This is a genomic window from Streptomyces sp. NPDC005485 (genome assembly GCF_040606085.1).
Taxonomy (GTDB): Bacteria; Actinomycetota; Actinomycetes; order Streptomycetales; family Streptomycetaceae; genus Streptomyces.
On sequence record NZ_JBEXDZ010000033.1, the window covers coordinates 19,025 to 32,773 of the forward strand.

Consider the following 13,749-nt stretch of genomic DNA (forward strand, 5'->3'; position numbering starts at 1 on the left):
CACCCGCGCCCCGGGCTCATCACTCCCCGCGCCACCAGGACCGCAGCTTCGCGGCCCACCCGCGTGGCGCACGCTCAGGCACCGGCACCGGATCCGGTACTCGCACCGGCTCCGGTGCGGGTACCGCGACCGCGGCGGGCAGCGCCACCGCGGCGACCCGCTCGCGCTGCGCGGTCGGGAAGGTCACGGGCAGCGCGGCCAGTGCCCGGTGGAAGGGACCCGGCCGCCACTGCAACTCACCCACCGGCACGGCCAGTTCGATGTCGGGAAGGCGGTCGAGCAGCTTCTCCACCGCCACCGCCGCGATCAGCCGGGCCGGACTCTGCGCCGGGCAGCTGTGCGGGCCCGCGCTCCACGCCAAGTGGGCCCGGTTGCCCGCGCGCTGATTCGTCGTCAGGGCGGGGTCGGTGTTCGCCGCGGCGAGACTGACCACCAGTGGACGGCCCGCCCGCAGGGTCACGCCTTCGTACACGACGTCGTGGACCGGGTAGTGCACGGCGTAGTTGGCCATGGGCGGGTCGGTCCACAGCACCTCGTCGAGGGCGTCCTCCACGGGCAGGCTGCCGCCCGACAGGGTGCCCGCGAAACGGTCGTCGGACAGCAGCAGCCGCAGCCCGTTGGCGATCAGGTTCTGCTGGGGCTCGGTGCCCGCGCCCATGAGCACGACGAGACTGTGGACCATCTCCTCGTCGGTGAGAGCGGCGGGGTGGGCCAGCATCCAGGAGGTCACGTCCTGGCCGGGCCTGGCACGCTTCAGCGCGACAAGGTCCAGCAGGGTCGTGGCGAGCAGCTCGTTCGCCTTCTCGGCGTCCACGCCGTCGAAGATCCCGGACATCCCCTCGACCAGCCGCTCACCGTAGTCGGCCGGGCAGCCGAAGAGGCGGTTGAACACCAAGAGCGGCAGGACCTGGGCGTACTCGCCGAGCAGGTCGGCCCCGCCCCGCGGCGCTATGCGGTCGATGAGCGTGTCGGCGCTCGCCTCGATGTAGCCGCGCAGCGTGTTCGGATCCACCCGGTCCAGGCTGTCCGTGATGACGCCGCGCAGCCGCCGGTGCTCCTCGCCGTCGGTGAACAGGGCGTTCGGCCGGTACATCATCATCGGGACGACCGGGCTGTCCGGGGGGACGGTGCCGTCCGCGAGGTCCGTCCAGCGGCGGGGGTCCTTGGAGAAGGTCTCGGGGCTGCGCAGTACGTGCAGGGCGGCGTCGTATCCGAGAACCAGCGACGCCCGTACGCCGGGCGCCAGTTCGACCGGAGCGATCGGGCCGACGCCGCGCAGCCGCCGGTAGAAGGACGCCGGGTCGGCGGCGAACTCGGGGCCGTACAGGGACTCGTGGGCCGGGCAGCCCGGTGGTGGTACGGCGGTCACGCGTGCTCCAGTTGGCCGGTGGGAGTGCGGGTCAGCAGGTACTCGACGAGGGAGATCAGGGCCCGCGTCGAGGAGGCCCGGTCGCGGGCGTCGCAGTGGACGAGGGGGGTTTCGGGAAGCAGGTCGAGGGCCGCGCGCACCTCGTCGGTGCCGTACTCGGGCGCGCCGTCGAACTGGTTGAGGGCAACGGCGTAGGGCAGTCCGAGCTCCTCCAGTACGCCCATCACCTCGAAGGACTGGCCCAGGCGCCGGGTGTCGGCGAGGACGAGGGCGCCGAGCGCGCCGCGCGTCATGTCCTGCCACAGCTGGGTGAAGCGCTGCTGGCCGGGCGTGCCGAACAGATACAGCACCAGGCGGTCGTTGAGGGTGAGGCGGCCGAAGTCGAGGGCGACGGTGGTGGTGGTCTTGTCCTTCATGCCGGCCAGGTCGTCGACGAGGGCGCCTGCCTCGGTCATGACCTCCTCGGTGCGCAACGGCCGGATCTCGGAGAGCGCGCCGACGAAGGTCGTCTTGCCGACCGCGAAGTGGCCCACGACCAGCAGCTTGACCGCGGTCTGCACGGTGGGCCGCAGATAGACGTCGGCCAAGGCCGGTTCGGCGGTGGATCCGGCGGGTTCAGAGGCGGGCGCGGAGCCCATCGAGCACCTCCTGAAGTATTCGGGCGTCGGTTGGCCGGGCGGCCGGGACCGGTGCGCGGGTGACGATGTGGCCGCTGTCCATGAGGTCGGCGATCAGCACCTTGGTGACGCTGACCGGCAGCGCGAGATGGCCGGCCACCTCGGCGACGGACAGGGCTCCGGGCCGGCACAGCTCCATGAGCCTGCGTTTTTCCGGGTTGAGTCCGGCCAGCGGCAGATCGTCGGCGGCGATCAGCAGCGTGACCAGGTCCAGGGTGTTGCGGGAGGGGTGGGCGCGGCCGTCCGTGACGACGTACGACCGCACCAGCCGGTCCGCGGGACGGCGCCGGGCCGTCATGCCGGGCTGCCGGTGTCCTGCCGGGCCGGACTGGTCAGCTCCTTGCCGAGCCGGTCGACGAGTTTGTGCATGCGGTACGTCACGGCCTCCATGTCCACTTCCTCGCTGGTGGAGACGGCCAGGTAGGCGCCTTCGCCGGCGGCGACGAGGAACACGTAGCCGTGCGCGAACTCGATCAGGGTCTGCCGCCACGGGGTGTTCGGGGTGCCGCAGAACTCGGCCGTGCTGCGGCTGATCGACTGGACGCCGGACAGGCCCGCGGCCAGCCGTTCGGCGTCGTCCCGGCCGATGTCCTTGGAGTGGGCGCGGAGCATGCCGTCGGCGGAGAGCAGGATCGCGTGGCGCGCCTCAGGAACCTTCAGCACCTCGTCCAGCATCCAGCCCAACTCGTTGTTGGTGGGCCCGGTCATTCTTGGCTGTTCCCTTCGTCTTCGTGCGAGGTGTGCCGGCTGTCGTCGTCCTGCGAGGTGTCCTGGGCGGCCCGGCCGAAGCGGGTGCCGCGCGCGAACGCCCCCATGCGCCGGGCGTTCTCCTCGGCCGAGCGGCCGCCGACCTCCTCGGCGGGCGGGGCCGGGGTCTGCGCGGCCGTGTCCCGCAGGGCGCGGCGTCGTCGTTGGGGCAGCCCTCCGGGCGTGGTCGGCTCCCTGTGGCCGTGGTCAGGTTCGGGATCGGGGCGAACGTCCGGGGCCGGTGCGGCGACGGACGCCGTCGGCGATACGGGATCCGGCGCCGAGGCGCGTCCGGGGACGGCTTCGGGGACACGCGCGGGCGGTTCGGCCACGGGCGGACGCTCCTGGAGGGCTTCCGGGTGCGTGAGCAGGGAGGTCGGCAGGAAGACCACGGCGCGCACACCGCCGTACGGCGAGACCGTGCCGACGGAGACGTTGAAGCCGTAGCGCTCGGCGAGCACCCCCATGACGGCGAAGCCGAAGCGGGGCGGGTCGCCGAGCCGGGTGACGTCCACGGTGCGCCCTGCGGACAGGAGCCCGGCGGCGTGCTCGGCCGCCTGCCCGTCCATGCCGACGCCGGCGTCGTCGATCACCACGCAGGCGCCGTTGTGCACCGCCTGGATGGTGACTTCGACGGTCGTGTTGGGCTGCGAGTGGCGTGCCGCGTTGTCGAGCAGTTCGGCGACCGCGAGCACGACCGGTTCCACGGCCCGGCTCTCCACGGCGATGTCGACCTCGCCGTGGATACGGATGCGCCGGTAGTCGCGGATGCGGGAGGTGGCGCCGCGTACGACCTCGATGAGCGCGGCGACGGAACGCTGGCGCCCCGGCCAGGAACCGCAGAGCACGGCGATGGCCTGGGCGCGGCGGCCGAACTGGGCGTTGGTGTGGTCGACTTCGAGCAGGTCGCGCAGCACGTCCGGGTGGTCGTGCCGGTCCTGCATCTCCGCGATGGCCACCTGCTGTTCGTTGGCCAGGGCCTGGATGGAGCGCATCGACGCCTTCAATGCGGCCTTCGCGGACTGGTCGGACCGGGACTGGGCGTGCTCGACGGCCCCGGCGAATCGCTCCAGGACACTGTCGAGGCACTTGGCGAAGTCCGTGTCGACGAGCCGTGTGTCCAGCAGACCGGCGGCCGTCGCGAGTTGTGGGGTCGCGTCCTCCAGGGCCGGCAGCCGGACGGAGACGAGGTGGCGCAGTTCCTCGTCCCGGGCCCGCAGGCCGTCCGCCAGTTCGGCGTTGTGTCCGCGCTGCCGTGCGGTGATCCCGTGCTGACGCACCAGCAGCACGGTGACGGCGAACAGGCCCACGGCCAGGCACCAGAACACCGCCTCCGGTATCTGTTCGGTCATGAAGTCCTCAAAAGCGGGCGATGGTTGACGAGCGCTCGACGGTAGCGACGGTTCCGCATCCGTACTTGTCCGTGTGCGCAAGGAAGTTGCTCGGAAACGCAAGCGCGCCGGGGCGCCGGGCCGAGGCCGTCCGCTTACCTTCGGCATATGCCAATGAGCCCGTGGCCTACTACGGAAACCGCGTGCTGCCCTAGTCTGACCGCGAGTAACAGCCCGTGAACGAACGGAAGTTCAGGGCTGCCGAGATGGAGTCGTCCGACCCGTCGCAGCGGAGGAGCCACGTTGCCCGCGGGACGCTACATCGTGGAGTCGCAGACCACGGGTGAGGTGGACCCGCACGAGCGGGCCGACTTCTGGAGCGAACACATCGCGTCCTATCAGTCCCGCATGGGGTACGCCTACGCGCGCACCGACAACTTCCGCGGCGAGACGGTCCGCCAGCGCAGCGACACCTACCAGCTCGTCAGGTTCCGGTCCGACACGATCGAGTACAGCCGGACCGCCCATCAAGTGCGGCAGGACCCTGACGACGACTACCGCCTGCTGATGCCGCTCACCGGGCAGATCACGCTGTCCCAACAGGACCAGGTGGCGCGGCTCGCACCGGGGGCGGGCGCCCTGGTCACCTTCGGATCCCCGTTCCAGTGCGCGCAGACGGCGTCCACCCTGGCGTTCATCCTCACCATCCCCTCCCGCGAGATCGACGGTCCGCTGAACCGGAAGTCACCGCTGGCCGCCGGGCTGGACCTGACGACGGGGCTGGGGCGCGTGGTGAGCACCATGCTGCAGAGCCTGCACGAGGAACGCGACAACCTGACCGACCCCCAGTTCGACGCCGTCTCGGACCGCGTCGTCGAGCTCCTGTGCATGCTGGCGTCCGGCGACGACCGGCCGGACGTCCCGGGCCATCTCACCGAGGTCGAGGCGATGGTCCGCCGCCATGTGCGCGACAACGCTGCCGACCCCGGCCTGACCGGCGCGTCCATGGCCCGCGACCTGGGCTGGTCCCTGCGCCAGATCCAACTGGCCCTCCAACGCGTGGGCACCACCCCTCGCGAGCTGATCCGCGAGGAACGCCTGCGCCTGGTCCGCGACCGCCTCCGGTGCGCCGACTGCGAACACATGACGATCACCGAACTGGCGTACGCCTCGGGCTTCTCCTCGGCCAGCGCCATGAGTACGGCCTTCCGCCAGCGCTTCGACGTCAGCCCTCGCGAGATGCGCCACGGCCGCCGCCGGCAGCCCGGCCCGAGGGGGGCCGACGGGGACTTCCCGTCCGCTTGACGCGGCGCAAGTGCCCCGGCACTGTCAACGCGTTCATTTCTGGCCGGACCATCTCGCTCGCCCGCGTCGACCTCGACCTGACTGACCCACAGCCGCACCACCGTCCCGGTCAGGACGAAGCTTTCGGCGATCCGACCGGCCGAGCGGTCACCGCGCGCCGCTTCTTGCGGCGCAGTGCGCGGAGGCGCCGCCGACGCGCAACACGGACAAACCGCCCCGATCCCCCATCATCCCTATGGGGGCGAGCGACCGGCTGCACTGGCCGCGCGAGACCTTCCACGTCTACGACGACAAGCTTGTGTCGGTAAAGCTGGTGTCGGCGCGAGTGAGGATCACCCAGCCATCGGAGATCGCGCTCTGCCTGAAGGCTTTCGAGGAGTTGCGGAGCATGGCCGTGTACGTGCCGAGGCGCGGGCCTGATCGTGAAGGTCATCGACGCGCTGCACTGACCCGGGAGACGAAAGGACGCCCCCAACCACGGCCGTGATGACCGTGGCCGGTGGCATCACGGGACCTGGAGGCAGCGGGCGCTCGCCGCCGACCTCGGCCCCACCCGCTGCGAAAACGTCTGACACAGCCGAACCGGCTCAGGTCGTGCGGTACGCCGTCGTGCGTGACACGGCGATGTACAACGCCGTGCCGTTCGATCCGGCCCGGCCCGGCAGCGGCCGCGCCCGAGCCGAGGACAGCACCCGCACTCACCGCCTCCACCCCGAGTCGCCGCCGTCCCGGCGCTGACCGCACTGCTCGTGCCACGTCGTGAGCAGCAGACCGAAGAGCCCGGCGCCCCCGAGGCGTGACAGACCACCGCCGTGAGGCATCGATCGACCCAGCTGGGCGGCTGTGGTCAGCGGCAGTCGGGGGTGGATGGACAGGCGTACGACGTGCGACGAGCGGCCGTCCTCCCACCCAGGACTCGAACCTGCGGCTGTCGGATCAGTTCTCGTCAGCCGTCAGCCTGAGCGAGATGCTGTTGATGCAGTACCGCTGGTCGGTAGGCGTGGCATACCCCTCACCCTCGAACACGTGCCCGAGGTGCGACCCGCACCGTGCGCACCGCACCTCCGTGCGGACCATGCCGTGCGTACGGTCGTCGATCAGCTCCACGGCGTCGGAGTCCTTCGGGTCGAAGAAGCTCGGCCACCCGCAGTGCGACTCGAACTTCTCCGTGGACGTGAAGAGCTCGGCGCCGCAGGCGCGGCAGGAGTAGACGCCCTTGGTCTTGGTGTCGGTGTACTCACCCGTGAACGCGGGCTCCGTGCCGGCCTTGCGCAGGACCGCGTACTCGGCCGGCGTCAGCTCCTCGCGCCACTGCTCGTCCGGCTTTTCGATGTCGTACGACATGAGCCTCAGCCCCTTACTTCGACAGACGGTCCAGGATCAGCGGGCCGAGGTCGGTGACGTCGCCCGCGCCCATGGTGAGAACGAGATCACCGGGCTTGGCCATTCCCGCGATGACGGCGGGGGCCTCGGCCTTGTCGTGGACGGGGGTCACGTCGGCTCCGGCCGCCCGGGCCGCCTCCATGATCAGCTCGCTGGTGACGCCGGGGATCGGGTCCTCGCGGGCCGGGTAGATGTCCAGCACCACCGAAGCGTCCGCCAGGGCCAGGGCCTGGCCCATCTCCTTGCCCAGCTCCTGCGTGCGGGAGAAGAGGTGCGGCTGGAAGAGGACCAGGATGCGGGAGTCGCCCGCCGCGGCGCGCATCGCGTCCAGGTCCGCCGTCATCTCCGTCGGGTGGTGCGCGTAGGAGTCGATGACCTGGACGCCCGCCTGCTCGCCCTTGAGCTGCAGGCGCCGCTTGACGCCCGTGTAGCTGGCCAGGGCGGGAGCGAGCTCCGCGGCGGGGATGCCGAGGGCCACGCCCGCCGCCAGTGCCGCCACCGCGTTGTGCGCGTAGTGCCGGCCGGGGACCGAGACCCCGAAGGTCAGTTCGGCGCCGTCGAGCAGGACGGTCACCTCGCTCTTCAGCCCCTGGGCCACCACGGACAGGACCCGTACGTCGGCGTCCTGCGCCTCGCCGTACGTCACCGTCCGCACCGAACCGGCCAGCCGCCGGGTCAGTTCCCGCGCGCCCTCGTGGTCGGAGGAGATCACCAGCGTGCCGCCCGGCACGATCTTTCCGGCGAATGTCTCGAAGGACTCGTAGATCTCGTCCATGGAGGCGTAGTTGGCGTGGTGGTCGAGTTCCACGTTCAGGACGATGGCGACCTCGGGCGCGTACTTGTGGAAGCTGCGGTCCGATTCGTCGGCCTCGGCGACGAAGATGTCGCCCTCGCCGTGCAGGGCGTTGGAGCCGGGGGCGTCGAGGTCGCCGCCGATGGCGTAGGAGGGGGCGAGGCCGAGGGAGGACAGGGACACCGCCAGCATCGACGTGGTCGTCGTCTTGCCGTGGGTGCCCGCGACCGCGATCGGGCGCAGGCCGTCCATCAGGCGGGCGAGCGCGTCCGAGCGGTGGACCACCGGGATGCCCAGCTCGGCCGCGCGGGCCAGCTCCGGGTTGTCCGCGCGGATCGCCGAGGAGACGACGACGCAGGTGGCGTCGGAGGCCAGGTGGTCGGCCGCGTGTCCGATGTGCACCGTCGCGCCCAGCGCGCGCAGGGCCTCGGCGGTGGCGGACTCCTTCGCGTCGCTGCCGGCCACCACGGCCCCGCGCTGGGCGAGGATCTTGGCGATACCCGACATTCCGGCGCCGCCGATGCCGATGAAGTGCGGTCGGTCCATGGCGGTGGGAAGGCCGGGTGCCATGTGCGTCTCCCTGGAGTGGTGCGGCGAACGTTCAGCGCCCCACCCTAATGGCCACGGCACACGTCATGGCCCGGCGGCCGGGCCTCACGCCTTGCTGTGCGAGAACAGCTTCAGCACCGGTACGCCGACCTTGTGACGGGCCCGGGAGGCCCAGTCGCGGTGGAAGAACTCCTCGACGTAGTGCGGGTCGGTCAGCACGATGACCTCGTCGGCGCCGATCTCCTCGACCAGGGCCTTGAGCGCGTCCAGCGGATGGTCCTCGATGAGCCGGCCCTCGGCCTCGCTCCCGGAGACGCGCAGCGCCTTCAGCGACACGTCGAGGGCCTGCTGGCCCTGCCCCGCCGCCGCCTCGCCCTGTGGCGTCTCGTTCTCGTGGGCCGCCTCGTCCAGTTCCCCGAGCGCGACGTCGTCGATGGCCCGCAGCAGCCGGTCCGCCTGGTCTCCGCGCGGCTGGAGCAGCACGTGGAAGCCGACCGGCTCGTCACCGTGCAAGGTGGTGACGAACTCCACATCGGCGGACGTCAGGGCCTTCTCGATCATCAATACGCTTGTGAACACGACAGGCGCCCTTCTCCTCCGTGGGCCGTTTCCAGGCCCCTGCGGAAACCATCCTGCCCCGTGACCGCACGGGGACTGCGAGATTTAGCGTGCCCAGTGGAAGAAAAGCGGAACGGAGTATTCCGCTGACTTGTCAGGACCGACGGTATCGGCTGAACAGGAACCCGGCCTCTTCCAGCAGGGACGTCAGTTCGAAGCGCTGCGGGACCGTCACCGCGGGCCCTCCGGCGATGCGTTGCGCGTCCCCCGCGGTGAGCATCGGGGAGACGGTCAGGCAGAGCTCGTCGAGCACCTCGGCCGCGACCAGCTGGCCCAGCAGGCGCGGGCCGCCCTCGGTCAGCAGCCGCGTCAGGCCCTGCTCGGCGAGGGCGGCGACGGCCCGGGCGGGCTCCACACCCATGCCGTCCCCGGCTACCAGCACTTTGGCGCCCGCCTTCTCGGCGGCCGCGACCCGGTCCGGGGCCGCGGCGGCGCCCGTCAGCACGAGCGTGGGCACCAGCGGGGAGGTGAAGAGCGGAAGCGAGAAGTCCAGGTCGAGGCTCGCGGTCACCACCGCGATCGCGGGCGCGGGGCCCTGACCGGCCCCCTCCCGCAGCGCCGCGAAGTCCTCACGCGCGCGTGCCGGGCGGTAACCCTCCTGGCGTACCGTTTCCGCACCGACCACCACGACGTCCGCGAGAGCCCGCAGCACACCGAAGATCCGCATGTCGGCGGCGCCGGAGATGGGATGGGAGCGTCCCTCGTGCTGGCCCGCGCCGTCGAGCGTGGAGACCATGTTGGCGCGCAGCCAGGGGCCGTCCGTGGAGGGGTAGGCGTACGCCTCCGCCAGGTCCAGGAGCCCCCATGCGCGGTCCGTCACATCCGTCCCGGAGGCCTCTCCCGAGGCCTGGGCTGCTGTTTCTTCGGTCACAGGGAACAGGCGTCGCATGTCGTGCAGTGTGGCACGGCGCTTAGAGTGGGGAACCGTGTCGTCCTCCACTGCCACAACCGGTATCGATCAGATAGCCGACGCGGCCCCGCTGTCCCTGTGCGCCCGCGAGCCGCACGTCCCCGCCGACCGGCTCGTCGCCGAGATGGTGCCGCCGCCGCGCTTCGACTCGGTCCGCTTCGATACGTACATCCCGGACCCCACCCAGGCCAGCCAGACCGAGGCCGTGCGGGTCCTCGCCGGTTTCGCGGCCGGTCTCGGCGGCGCCCACGCGAGCGGCGGCGGCAAGCGGCGGCTGTTCGGTTTCGGCAAGGCCGTGAAGCAGACCCCCGTCGGCCCCCGCGGCGTCTACCTCGACGGCGGGTACGGCGTCGGCAAGACCCATCTGCTGGCCTCCCTGTGGCACGCGACCGCGGCCGAGCCCGCGCTCAAGGCCTTCGGCACGTTCGTGGAGCTGACGAACCTGGTCGGCGCGCTCGGCTTCCAGAAGACCGTGCAGACGCTGAGCGGACACCGGCTCCTGTGCATCGACGAGTTCGAGCTCGACGACCCCGGCGACACCGTCCTCGTCTCGACGCTGCTCGGCAAGCTGGTCGACGCGGGCGTGGCCCTCGCCGCCACCTCGAACACACTGCCGGGCAAGCTCGGTGAGGGCCGGTTCGCGTCCGCCGACTTCCTGCGCGAGATCCAGGGCCTGTCGGCACACTTCCGTCCGCTGCGCATCGACGGCCAGGACTACCGCCACCGCGGACTGCCCGAGGCGCCCGCGCCGTTCTCCGACGAGCAGGTCACCAAGGCCGCGTACGCCACCGCGGGCGCGTCGCTCGACGACTTCCCGCATCTGCTCGACCACCTCGCGAAGGTGCACCCCAGCCGGTACGGAGCCCTGACCGACCACCTCAGGGCGGTGTGCCTGACCGACGTCCAGCCGATACCGGACCAGTCGACGGCACTGCGGCTCGTCGTGCTCGCGGACCGGCTGTACGACCGCGAAGTGCCGGTCCTCGCCTCCGGGATGGCTTTCGACAAGCTCTTCAGCGACGAGATGCTGAACGGCGGCTACCGCAAGAAGTACTTCCGCGCGATCTCCCGGCTGACCGCCCTCGCACGGGACGCCAAGGGGCTCGTCGAGGCGTAGCAGGTCCGTAGAGGCGTAGCAGATTCGAACATCCGGGGAACACGGACCAGTTCAAGCCATTCCCACCTCGCGTTTTGGGCTTTTCTTTACCCGAAACGTAAAGTTAACCCTGCAAACAACTTAGGCGCGTTAACGTATTTGGAGACGCGGCCCGAGTGGGGCCGCGTGCCGAGTGGACGCAGCCAGGAGGGAGGGGCGCATGGCGCGAGGTACGACGGTCCGGTTCGCTCTGACGATCCTCTCCGCCGTCCTGCTGGCCCTGCAACTCCTCACTCCCACCGCGCCCTTCGCGTCGACGCACAGCGCCACCCACGTGTCCACCCCCAAGGCCACGGGCAACGTCCTCGCCAAGCGCGCGGACGAGGCGGACGAGGTCGTCACGAGCGGACACCTCGGGCACTCGGCGGCGCCCACCGCGCCGCTGCGCACCCGCGACCGCCACCGCACCGCGGCGGACTCCGCACCCGAGCCACCCACCCGCGTCCTGCCGGCATACGCCGACACGCCCCCGGCCCCGCCGCGGGCCGGCGTCACCGCGCATCACCTCTCAAGATCTACAACCGCCCACTCCGCGGCGGCACTTCAGGTGTTCCGCTGCTGAGCTGCTCCACGGGCACGAGCACACGACCCACCCTCACCACGCCACGTCCGCCGAGCGCGTCGACGTGGGGTCATGTCCTCGTACCCGCATCTGCCACGTTCTCGTAAGCCGACGCGCCGACAGAGGCGCGCCAGGAGGAACTGACAATGCAGCCCCTCATCGATCATGCCCGCGCGCACGGACAGCGCCCCGAGCAGTTCGCCAGGCTGGCCGAGGGCCAGTCTCCGCAGGTCCTGTTCATCACCTGCTCGGACTCCCGGGTCGTCCCCGCCCTGATCACCGGTGCCCGGCCCGGTGAACTCTTCGAACTGCGCACCGCCGGCAACATCGTCCCCCCGTACGTCTCGCAGCACCCCACCGGCGAGGCGGCCACCATCGAGTACGCCGTCGAAGTACTCGGCGTCTCGGACGTCATCGTCTGCGGTCACTCGCACTGCGGCGCCGTGGGCGCACTGGTGCGCGGCGACGACCTGGACGCCGTACCCGCCGTGCGCGACTGGCTGGCGCACGCGACTCCCCGCCCCGAAGGGGCCGTCGAGGACCCCACCGTCACCGAGGCCGTGCAGAGCCACGTCCTGACCCAGCTGCTGCGCCTGCGCTCGTACCCCGGCATCGCGACGAAGCTGACGAGCGGTCAACTGCGTCTGCACGCCTGGTTCTACGAGGTGCACACCGGCTCCGTGCTGGCCCACCGCCCGCAGTCCGACACCTTCGACGCCCTGTGAGCGCCGGGATGAATATCTTGAAGGCCAATCCGTCGAAGTCGACGAAGCCGCCCCGACTGCCCTACCTGCGGCAGGACTTCGCCGCCTCGCTCGTCGTGTTCCTGGTCGCCCTGCCGCTGTGCGTCGGCGTGGCCGTCGCGTCCGGCGTCCCGGCCGAACTCGGGCTCGTCACCGGCATCGTGGGCGGTCTCGTCACCGGCCTGATGCGCGGCAGCAGCCTCCAGGTCTCGGGCCCCGCCGCGGGCCTGACCGTGCTGGTCTACGAGGCGGTGCGGGAGTTCGGACTGCCCGTCCTCGGGGTCATCGTGCTGGTCTCGGGCGTGCTCCAACTCCTCATGGGTGCCCTCAAACTGGGGCGCTACTTCCGGGCCATCTCGATATCCGTCGTCGAGGGCATGCTGGCCGGCATCGGGCTCGTCCTGATCGCCGGGCAGCTCTACTCGGTCGCCGGCGCCAAGGCCCCGGCCTCCGGCCTGGACAAGATCACCGGGCTGCCCGAGGCGCTCGTCGAGGCGGCCGGGAACACCACGGCGCTCGCCTCGCTGGCACTCGGCGCGGGCACCATCGCCGTACTCGTGCTGTGGAAGCGACTGCCGCGCCGGGTGCGTACGGTGCCGGGGCCGCTGGCCGCGGTCGGGCTGGCCACGCTCGCCGCCCTCGTCCTCGATCTGCCGGTGGCGACGGTCGAGGTCAAGGGCCTGCTCGACTCGATCCAGCCGCCGCCCATGGACGCCTTCGGCGAGCTCGCGGGGATCGGCCTGCTCGGCACGATCGTCGCGTTCACGCTGATCGCGTCCGCCGAGTCACTGTTCAGCGCGGCGGCCGTGGACCGGCTGCACGACGGGCCGCGTACCGCGTACGACAAGGAGCTGATGGCGCAGGGCGCGGGCAACGCGGTGTGCGGGCTGCTCGGCGCGCTGCCGATGACCGCGGTGATCGTGCGCAGCGCGGCCAATGTCCAGGCGGGCGCACGGACCAAGGCGTCCCGGGTGCTGCACGGGGTGTGGCTGCTGCTGTTCGCGGCGCTGCTGCCGTCCGTGCTCGCCTACATCCCGATACCGGCCCTCGCGGGCATCCTGGTGCACGCGGGCGCCAAGCTCATTCCCGTACGGGAGCTCACCGGGCTGTGGCGCGAGCACCGCGGCGAGGCGCTGATACTCGTCGTCACGGCGGTGTCGATCGTCGCGGTGAGCATGTTCGAGGGCGTGCTGATCGGGCTCGCGCTGGCCGTCGTCAAGACGGCGTGGGAGGCCTCGCACGTGCGGCTGGAGGTCATCGACAAGGGCGCCGGTCCCGTCCAGGCGTACCTGTCCGGCAACGCGACCTTCCTGCGGCTGCCGAAGATCCTCGACAGCCTGGAGGCGCTGCCGCAGGACCGGCCGGTCGAGCTGGACCTGTCCGGCCTGCACCACCTGGACCACGCGTGCCGTACCGCGCTGGAGAACTGGTCGGAGCGGCACAGCGCCGAGGGTATCGAACCGGTGCAGGTCACGACCGGCTGACCTGCACCGTTCCCTCCACTCGGGCCCGCGGTCGAGGAATGTCGACCGCAGGCCCGAGTCGGGCATATCGTTACTTAACCCAATATTTTTGCGACGCCTCGAAGGAAGCCCTCGGAAGGGGG

At 71.1% G+C, this 13,749-nt stretch carries 15 protein-coding genes and 1 pseudogene; 7 read left to right on the top strand and 9 right to left on the bottom strand.

The window, feature by feature from the left end; genetic code table 11:
* Positions 1 to 19: 19 nt before the first annotated feature.
* Genes ABZS97_RS14080 through ABZS97_RS14100 form a run of 5 tightly spaced genes read right to left on the bottom strand, consistent with a single transcriptional unit; the run spans position 20 to position 4,145 of the window.
* Entirely contained in the window at positions 20 to 1,369 is a 1,350-nt protein-coding gene (locus ABZS97_RS14080) for a cytochrome P450 (protein WP_356137249.1), read from the bottom strand.
* The gene (locus ABZS97_RS14085; RefSeq protein WP_356137251.1) at positions 1,366 to 2,007 is read right to left on the bottom strand and encodes an ATP/GTP-binding protein; all 642 of its coding nucleotides are present in this window, start codon (positions 2,005 to 2,007) and stop codon (positions 1,366 to 1,368) included. Before ABZS97_RS14085 ends, ABZS97_RS14080 begins: the two co-directional genes overlap by 4 nt.
* Entirely contained in the window at positions 1,985 to 2,344 is a 360-nt protein-coding gene (locus ABZS97_RS14090) for a DUF742 domain-containing protein (RefSeq protein ID WP_356137253.1), read from the bottom strand. The genes ABZS97_RS14085 and ABZS97_RS14090 overlap by 23 nt, the downstream gene beginning before the upstream one ends.
* Positions 2,341 to 2,754, bottom strand: a complete 414-nt coding sequence (locus ABZS97_RS14095; protein WP_356137255.1) for a roadblock/LC7 domain-containing protein — start codon at positions 2,752 to 2,754, stop codon at positions 2,341 to 2,343. Before ABZS97_RS14095 ends, ABZS97_RS14090 begins: the two co-directional genes overlap by 4 nt.
* Positions 2,751 to 4,145, bottom strand: a complete 1,395-nt coding sequence (locus ABZS97_RS14100; protein WP_356137257.1) for an ATP-binding protein — start codon at positions 4,143 to 4,145, stop codon at positions 2,751 to 2,753. Before ABZS97_RS14100 ends, ABZS97_RS14095 begins: the two co-directional genes overlap by 4 nt.
* Before the next feature lie 282 nt (positions 4,146 to 4,427).
* On the opposite strand from ABZS97_RS14100, the gene ABZS97_RS14105 reads away from it, so the two are divergent.
* The 3 genes and pseudogenes from ABZS97_RS14105 (at position 4,428) to ABZS97_RS14115 (ending at position 6,167) form a co-directional block, all read left to right on the top strand.
* Positions 4,428 to 5,429 carry a helix-turn-helix domain-containing protein gene (locus ABZS97_RS14105; protein WP_356137259.1) on the top strand — a complete coding sequence of 334 codons (1,002 nt, stop codon included), beginning with the start codon at positions 4,428 to 4,430 and terminating at the stop codon, positions 5,427 to 5,429.
* Between the two features lie 226 nt (positions 5,430 to 5,655).
* Positions 5,656 to 5,878: pseudogene (locus tag ABZS97_RS14110) on the top strand (transcriptional regulator); the annotation flags it as partial.
* 145 nt (positions 5,879 to 6,023) lie between these two features.
* On the top strand, positions 6,024 to 6,167 hold the full coding sequence (locus ABZS97_RS14115; RefSeq protein WP_356137261.1) for a hypothetical protein: 144 nt from the start codon (positions 6,024 to 6,026) through the stop codon (positions 6,165 to 6,167).
* A gap of 198 nt (positions 6,168 to 6,365) precedes the next feature.
* On the opposite strand, the gene msrB is transcribed toward ABZS97_RS14115, so the two are convergent.
* The 4 genes from msrB to ABZS97_RS14135 all read right to left on the bottom strand — a co-directional run bounded on the left by msrB (position 6,366) and on the right by ABZS97_RS14135 (position 9,661).
* Positions 6,366 to 6,773, bottom strand: coding sequence for a peptide-methionine (R)-S-oxide reductase MsrB (gene msrB, locus ABZS97_RS14120; RefSeq protein WP_356137263.1), 408 nt, complete (start codon positions 6,771 to 6,773; stop codon positions 6,366 to 6,368).
* A gap of 13 nt (positions 6,774 to 6,786) precedes the next feature.
* Positions 6,787 to 8,175: a UDP-N-acetylmuramate--L-alanine ligase gene (gene murC, locus ABZS97_RS14125; protein WP_356137265.1), complete on the bottom strand. Its 1,389-nt coding sequence runs from the start codon at positions 8,173 to 8,175 to the stop codon at positions 6,787 to 6,789.
* A gap of 84 nt (positions 8,176 to 8,259) precedes the next feature.
* A complete protein-coding gene (locus ABZS97_RS14130) occupies positions 8,260 to 8,733 on the bottom strand; it encodes an indole-3-glycerol phosphate synthase (RefSeq protein ID WP_356137266.1) in 474 nt (157 codons plus the stop codon).
* Positions 8,734 to 8,866: 133 nt separating this feature from the next.
* Complete coding sequence (locus tag ABZS97_RS14135; protein ID WP_356137268.1) at positions 8,867 to 9,661, bottom strand: pyrimidine reductase family protein; 795 nt, start codon at positions 9,659 to 9,661, stop codon at positions 8,867 to 8,869.
* A gap of 37 nt (positions 9,662 to 9,698) precedes the next feature.
* Here ABZS97_RS14135 and zapE point away from each other — a divergent pair, with 37 nt between their 5' ends.
* The 4 genes from zapE (at position 9,699) to ABZS97_RS14155 (ending at position 13,627) form a co-directional block, all read left to right on the top strand.
* Positions 9,699 to 10,799, top strand: a complete 1,101-nt coding sequence (zapE, locus tag ABZS97_RS14140; RefSeq protein ID WP_356137271.1) for a cell division protein ZapE — start codon at positions 9,699 to 9,701, stop codon at positions 10,797 to 10,799.
* Between the two features lie 199 nt (positions 10,800 to 10,998).
* Positions 10,999 to 11,400 (top strand): hypothetical protein, encoded by a 402-nt coding sequence (locus ABZS97_RS14145; RefSeq protein WP_356137273.1) that lies wholly within the window; start codon positions 10,999 to 11,001, stop codon positions 11,398 to 11,400.
* A 146-nt stretch (positions 11,401 to 11,546) separates the two neighbouring features.
* The gene (locus ABZS97_RS14150; RefSeq protein WP_356137275.1) at positions 11,547 to 12,125 is read left to right on the top strand and encodes a carbonic anhydrase; all 579 of its coding nucleotides are present in this window, start codon (positions 11,547 to 11,549) and stop codon (positions 12,123 to 12,125) included.
* Positions 12,126 to 12,133: 8 nt separating this feature from the next.
* Positions 12,134 to 13,627: a SulP family inorganic anion transporter gene (locus tag ABZS97_RS14155; protein WP_356137277.1), complete on the top strand. Its 1,494-nt coding sequence runs from the start codon at positions 12,134 to 12,136 to the stop codon at positions 13,625 to 13,627.
* Positions 13,628 to 13,749 lie beyond the last annotated feature (122 nt).

What these genes read in the sequence shown, in the direction of transcription:
- ABZS97_RS14085 (WP_356137251.1), bottom strand. Translation starts at nt 2,007, where the DNA reads ATGGGCTCCGCGCCCGCCTCTGAACCCGCCGGATCCACCGCCGAACCG.
- ABZS97_RS14090 (WP_356137253.1), bottom strand. Translation starts at nt 2,344, where the DNA reads ATGACGGCCCGGCGCCGTCCCGCGGACCGGCTGGTGCGGTCGTACGTC.
- ABZS97_RS14095 (WP_356137255.1), bottom strand. Translation starts at nt 2,754, where the DNA reads ATGACCGGGCCCACCAACAACGAGTTGGGCTGGATGCTGGACGAGGTG.
- ABZS97_RS14100 (WP_356137257.1), bottom strand. Translation starts at nt 4,145, where the DNA reads ATGACCGAACAGATACCGGAGGCGGTGTTCTGGTGCCTGGCCGTGGGC.
- msrB (WP_356137263.1), bottom strand. Translation starts at nt 6,773, where the DNA reads ATGTCGTACGACATCGAAAAGCCGGACGAGCAGTGGCGCGAGGAGCTG.
- murC (WP_356137265.1), bottom strand. Translation starts at nt 8,175, where the DNA reads ATGGCACCCGGCCTTCCCACCGCCATGGACCGACCGCACTTCATCGGC.
- ABZS97_RS14135 (WP_356137268.1), bottom strand. Translation starts at nt 9,661, where the DNA reads ATGCGACGCCTGTTCCCTGTGACCGAAGAAACAGCAGCCCAGGCCTCG.
- ABZS97_RS14145 (WP_356137273.1), top strand. Translation starts at nt 10,999, where the DNA reads ATGGCGCGAGGTACGACGGTCCGGTTCGCTCTGACGATCCTCTCCGCC.
- ABZS97_RS14150 (WP_356137275.1), top strand. Translation starts at nt 11,547, where the DNA reads ATGCAGCCCCTCATCGATCATGCCCGCGCGCACGGACAGCGCCCCGAG.
- ABZS97_RS14155 (WP_356137277.1), top strand. Translation starts at nt 12,134, where the DNA reads ATGAATATCTTGAAGGCCAATCCGTCGAAGTCGACGAAGCCGCCCCGA.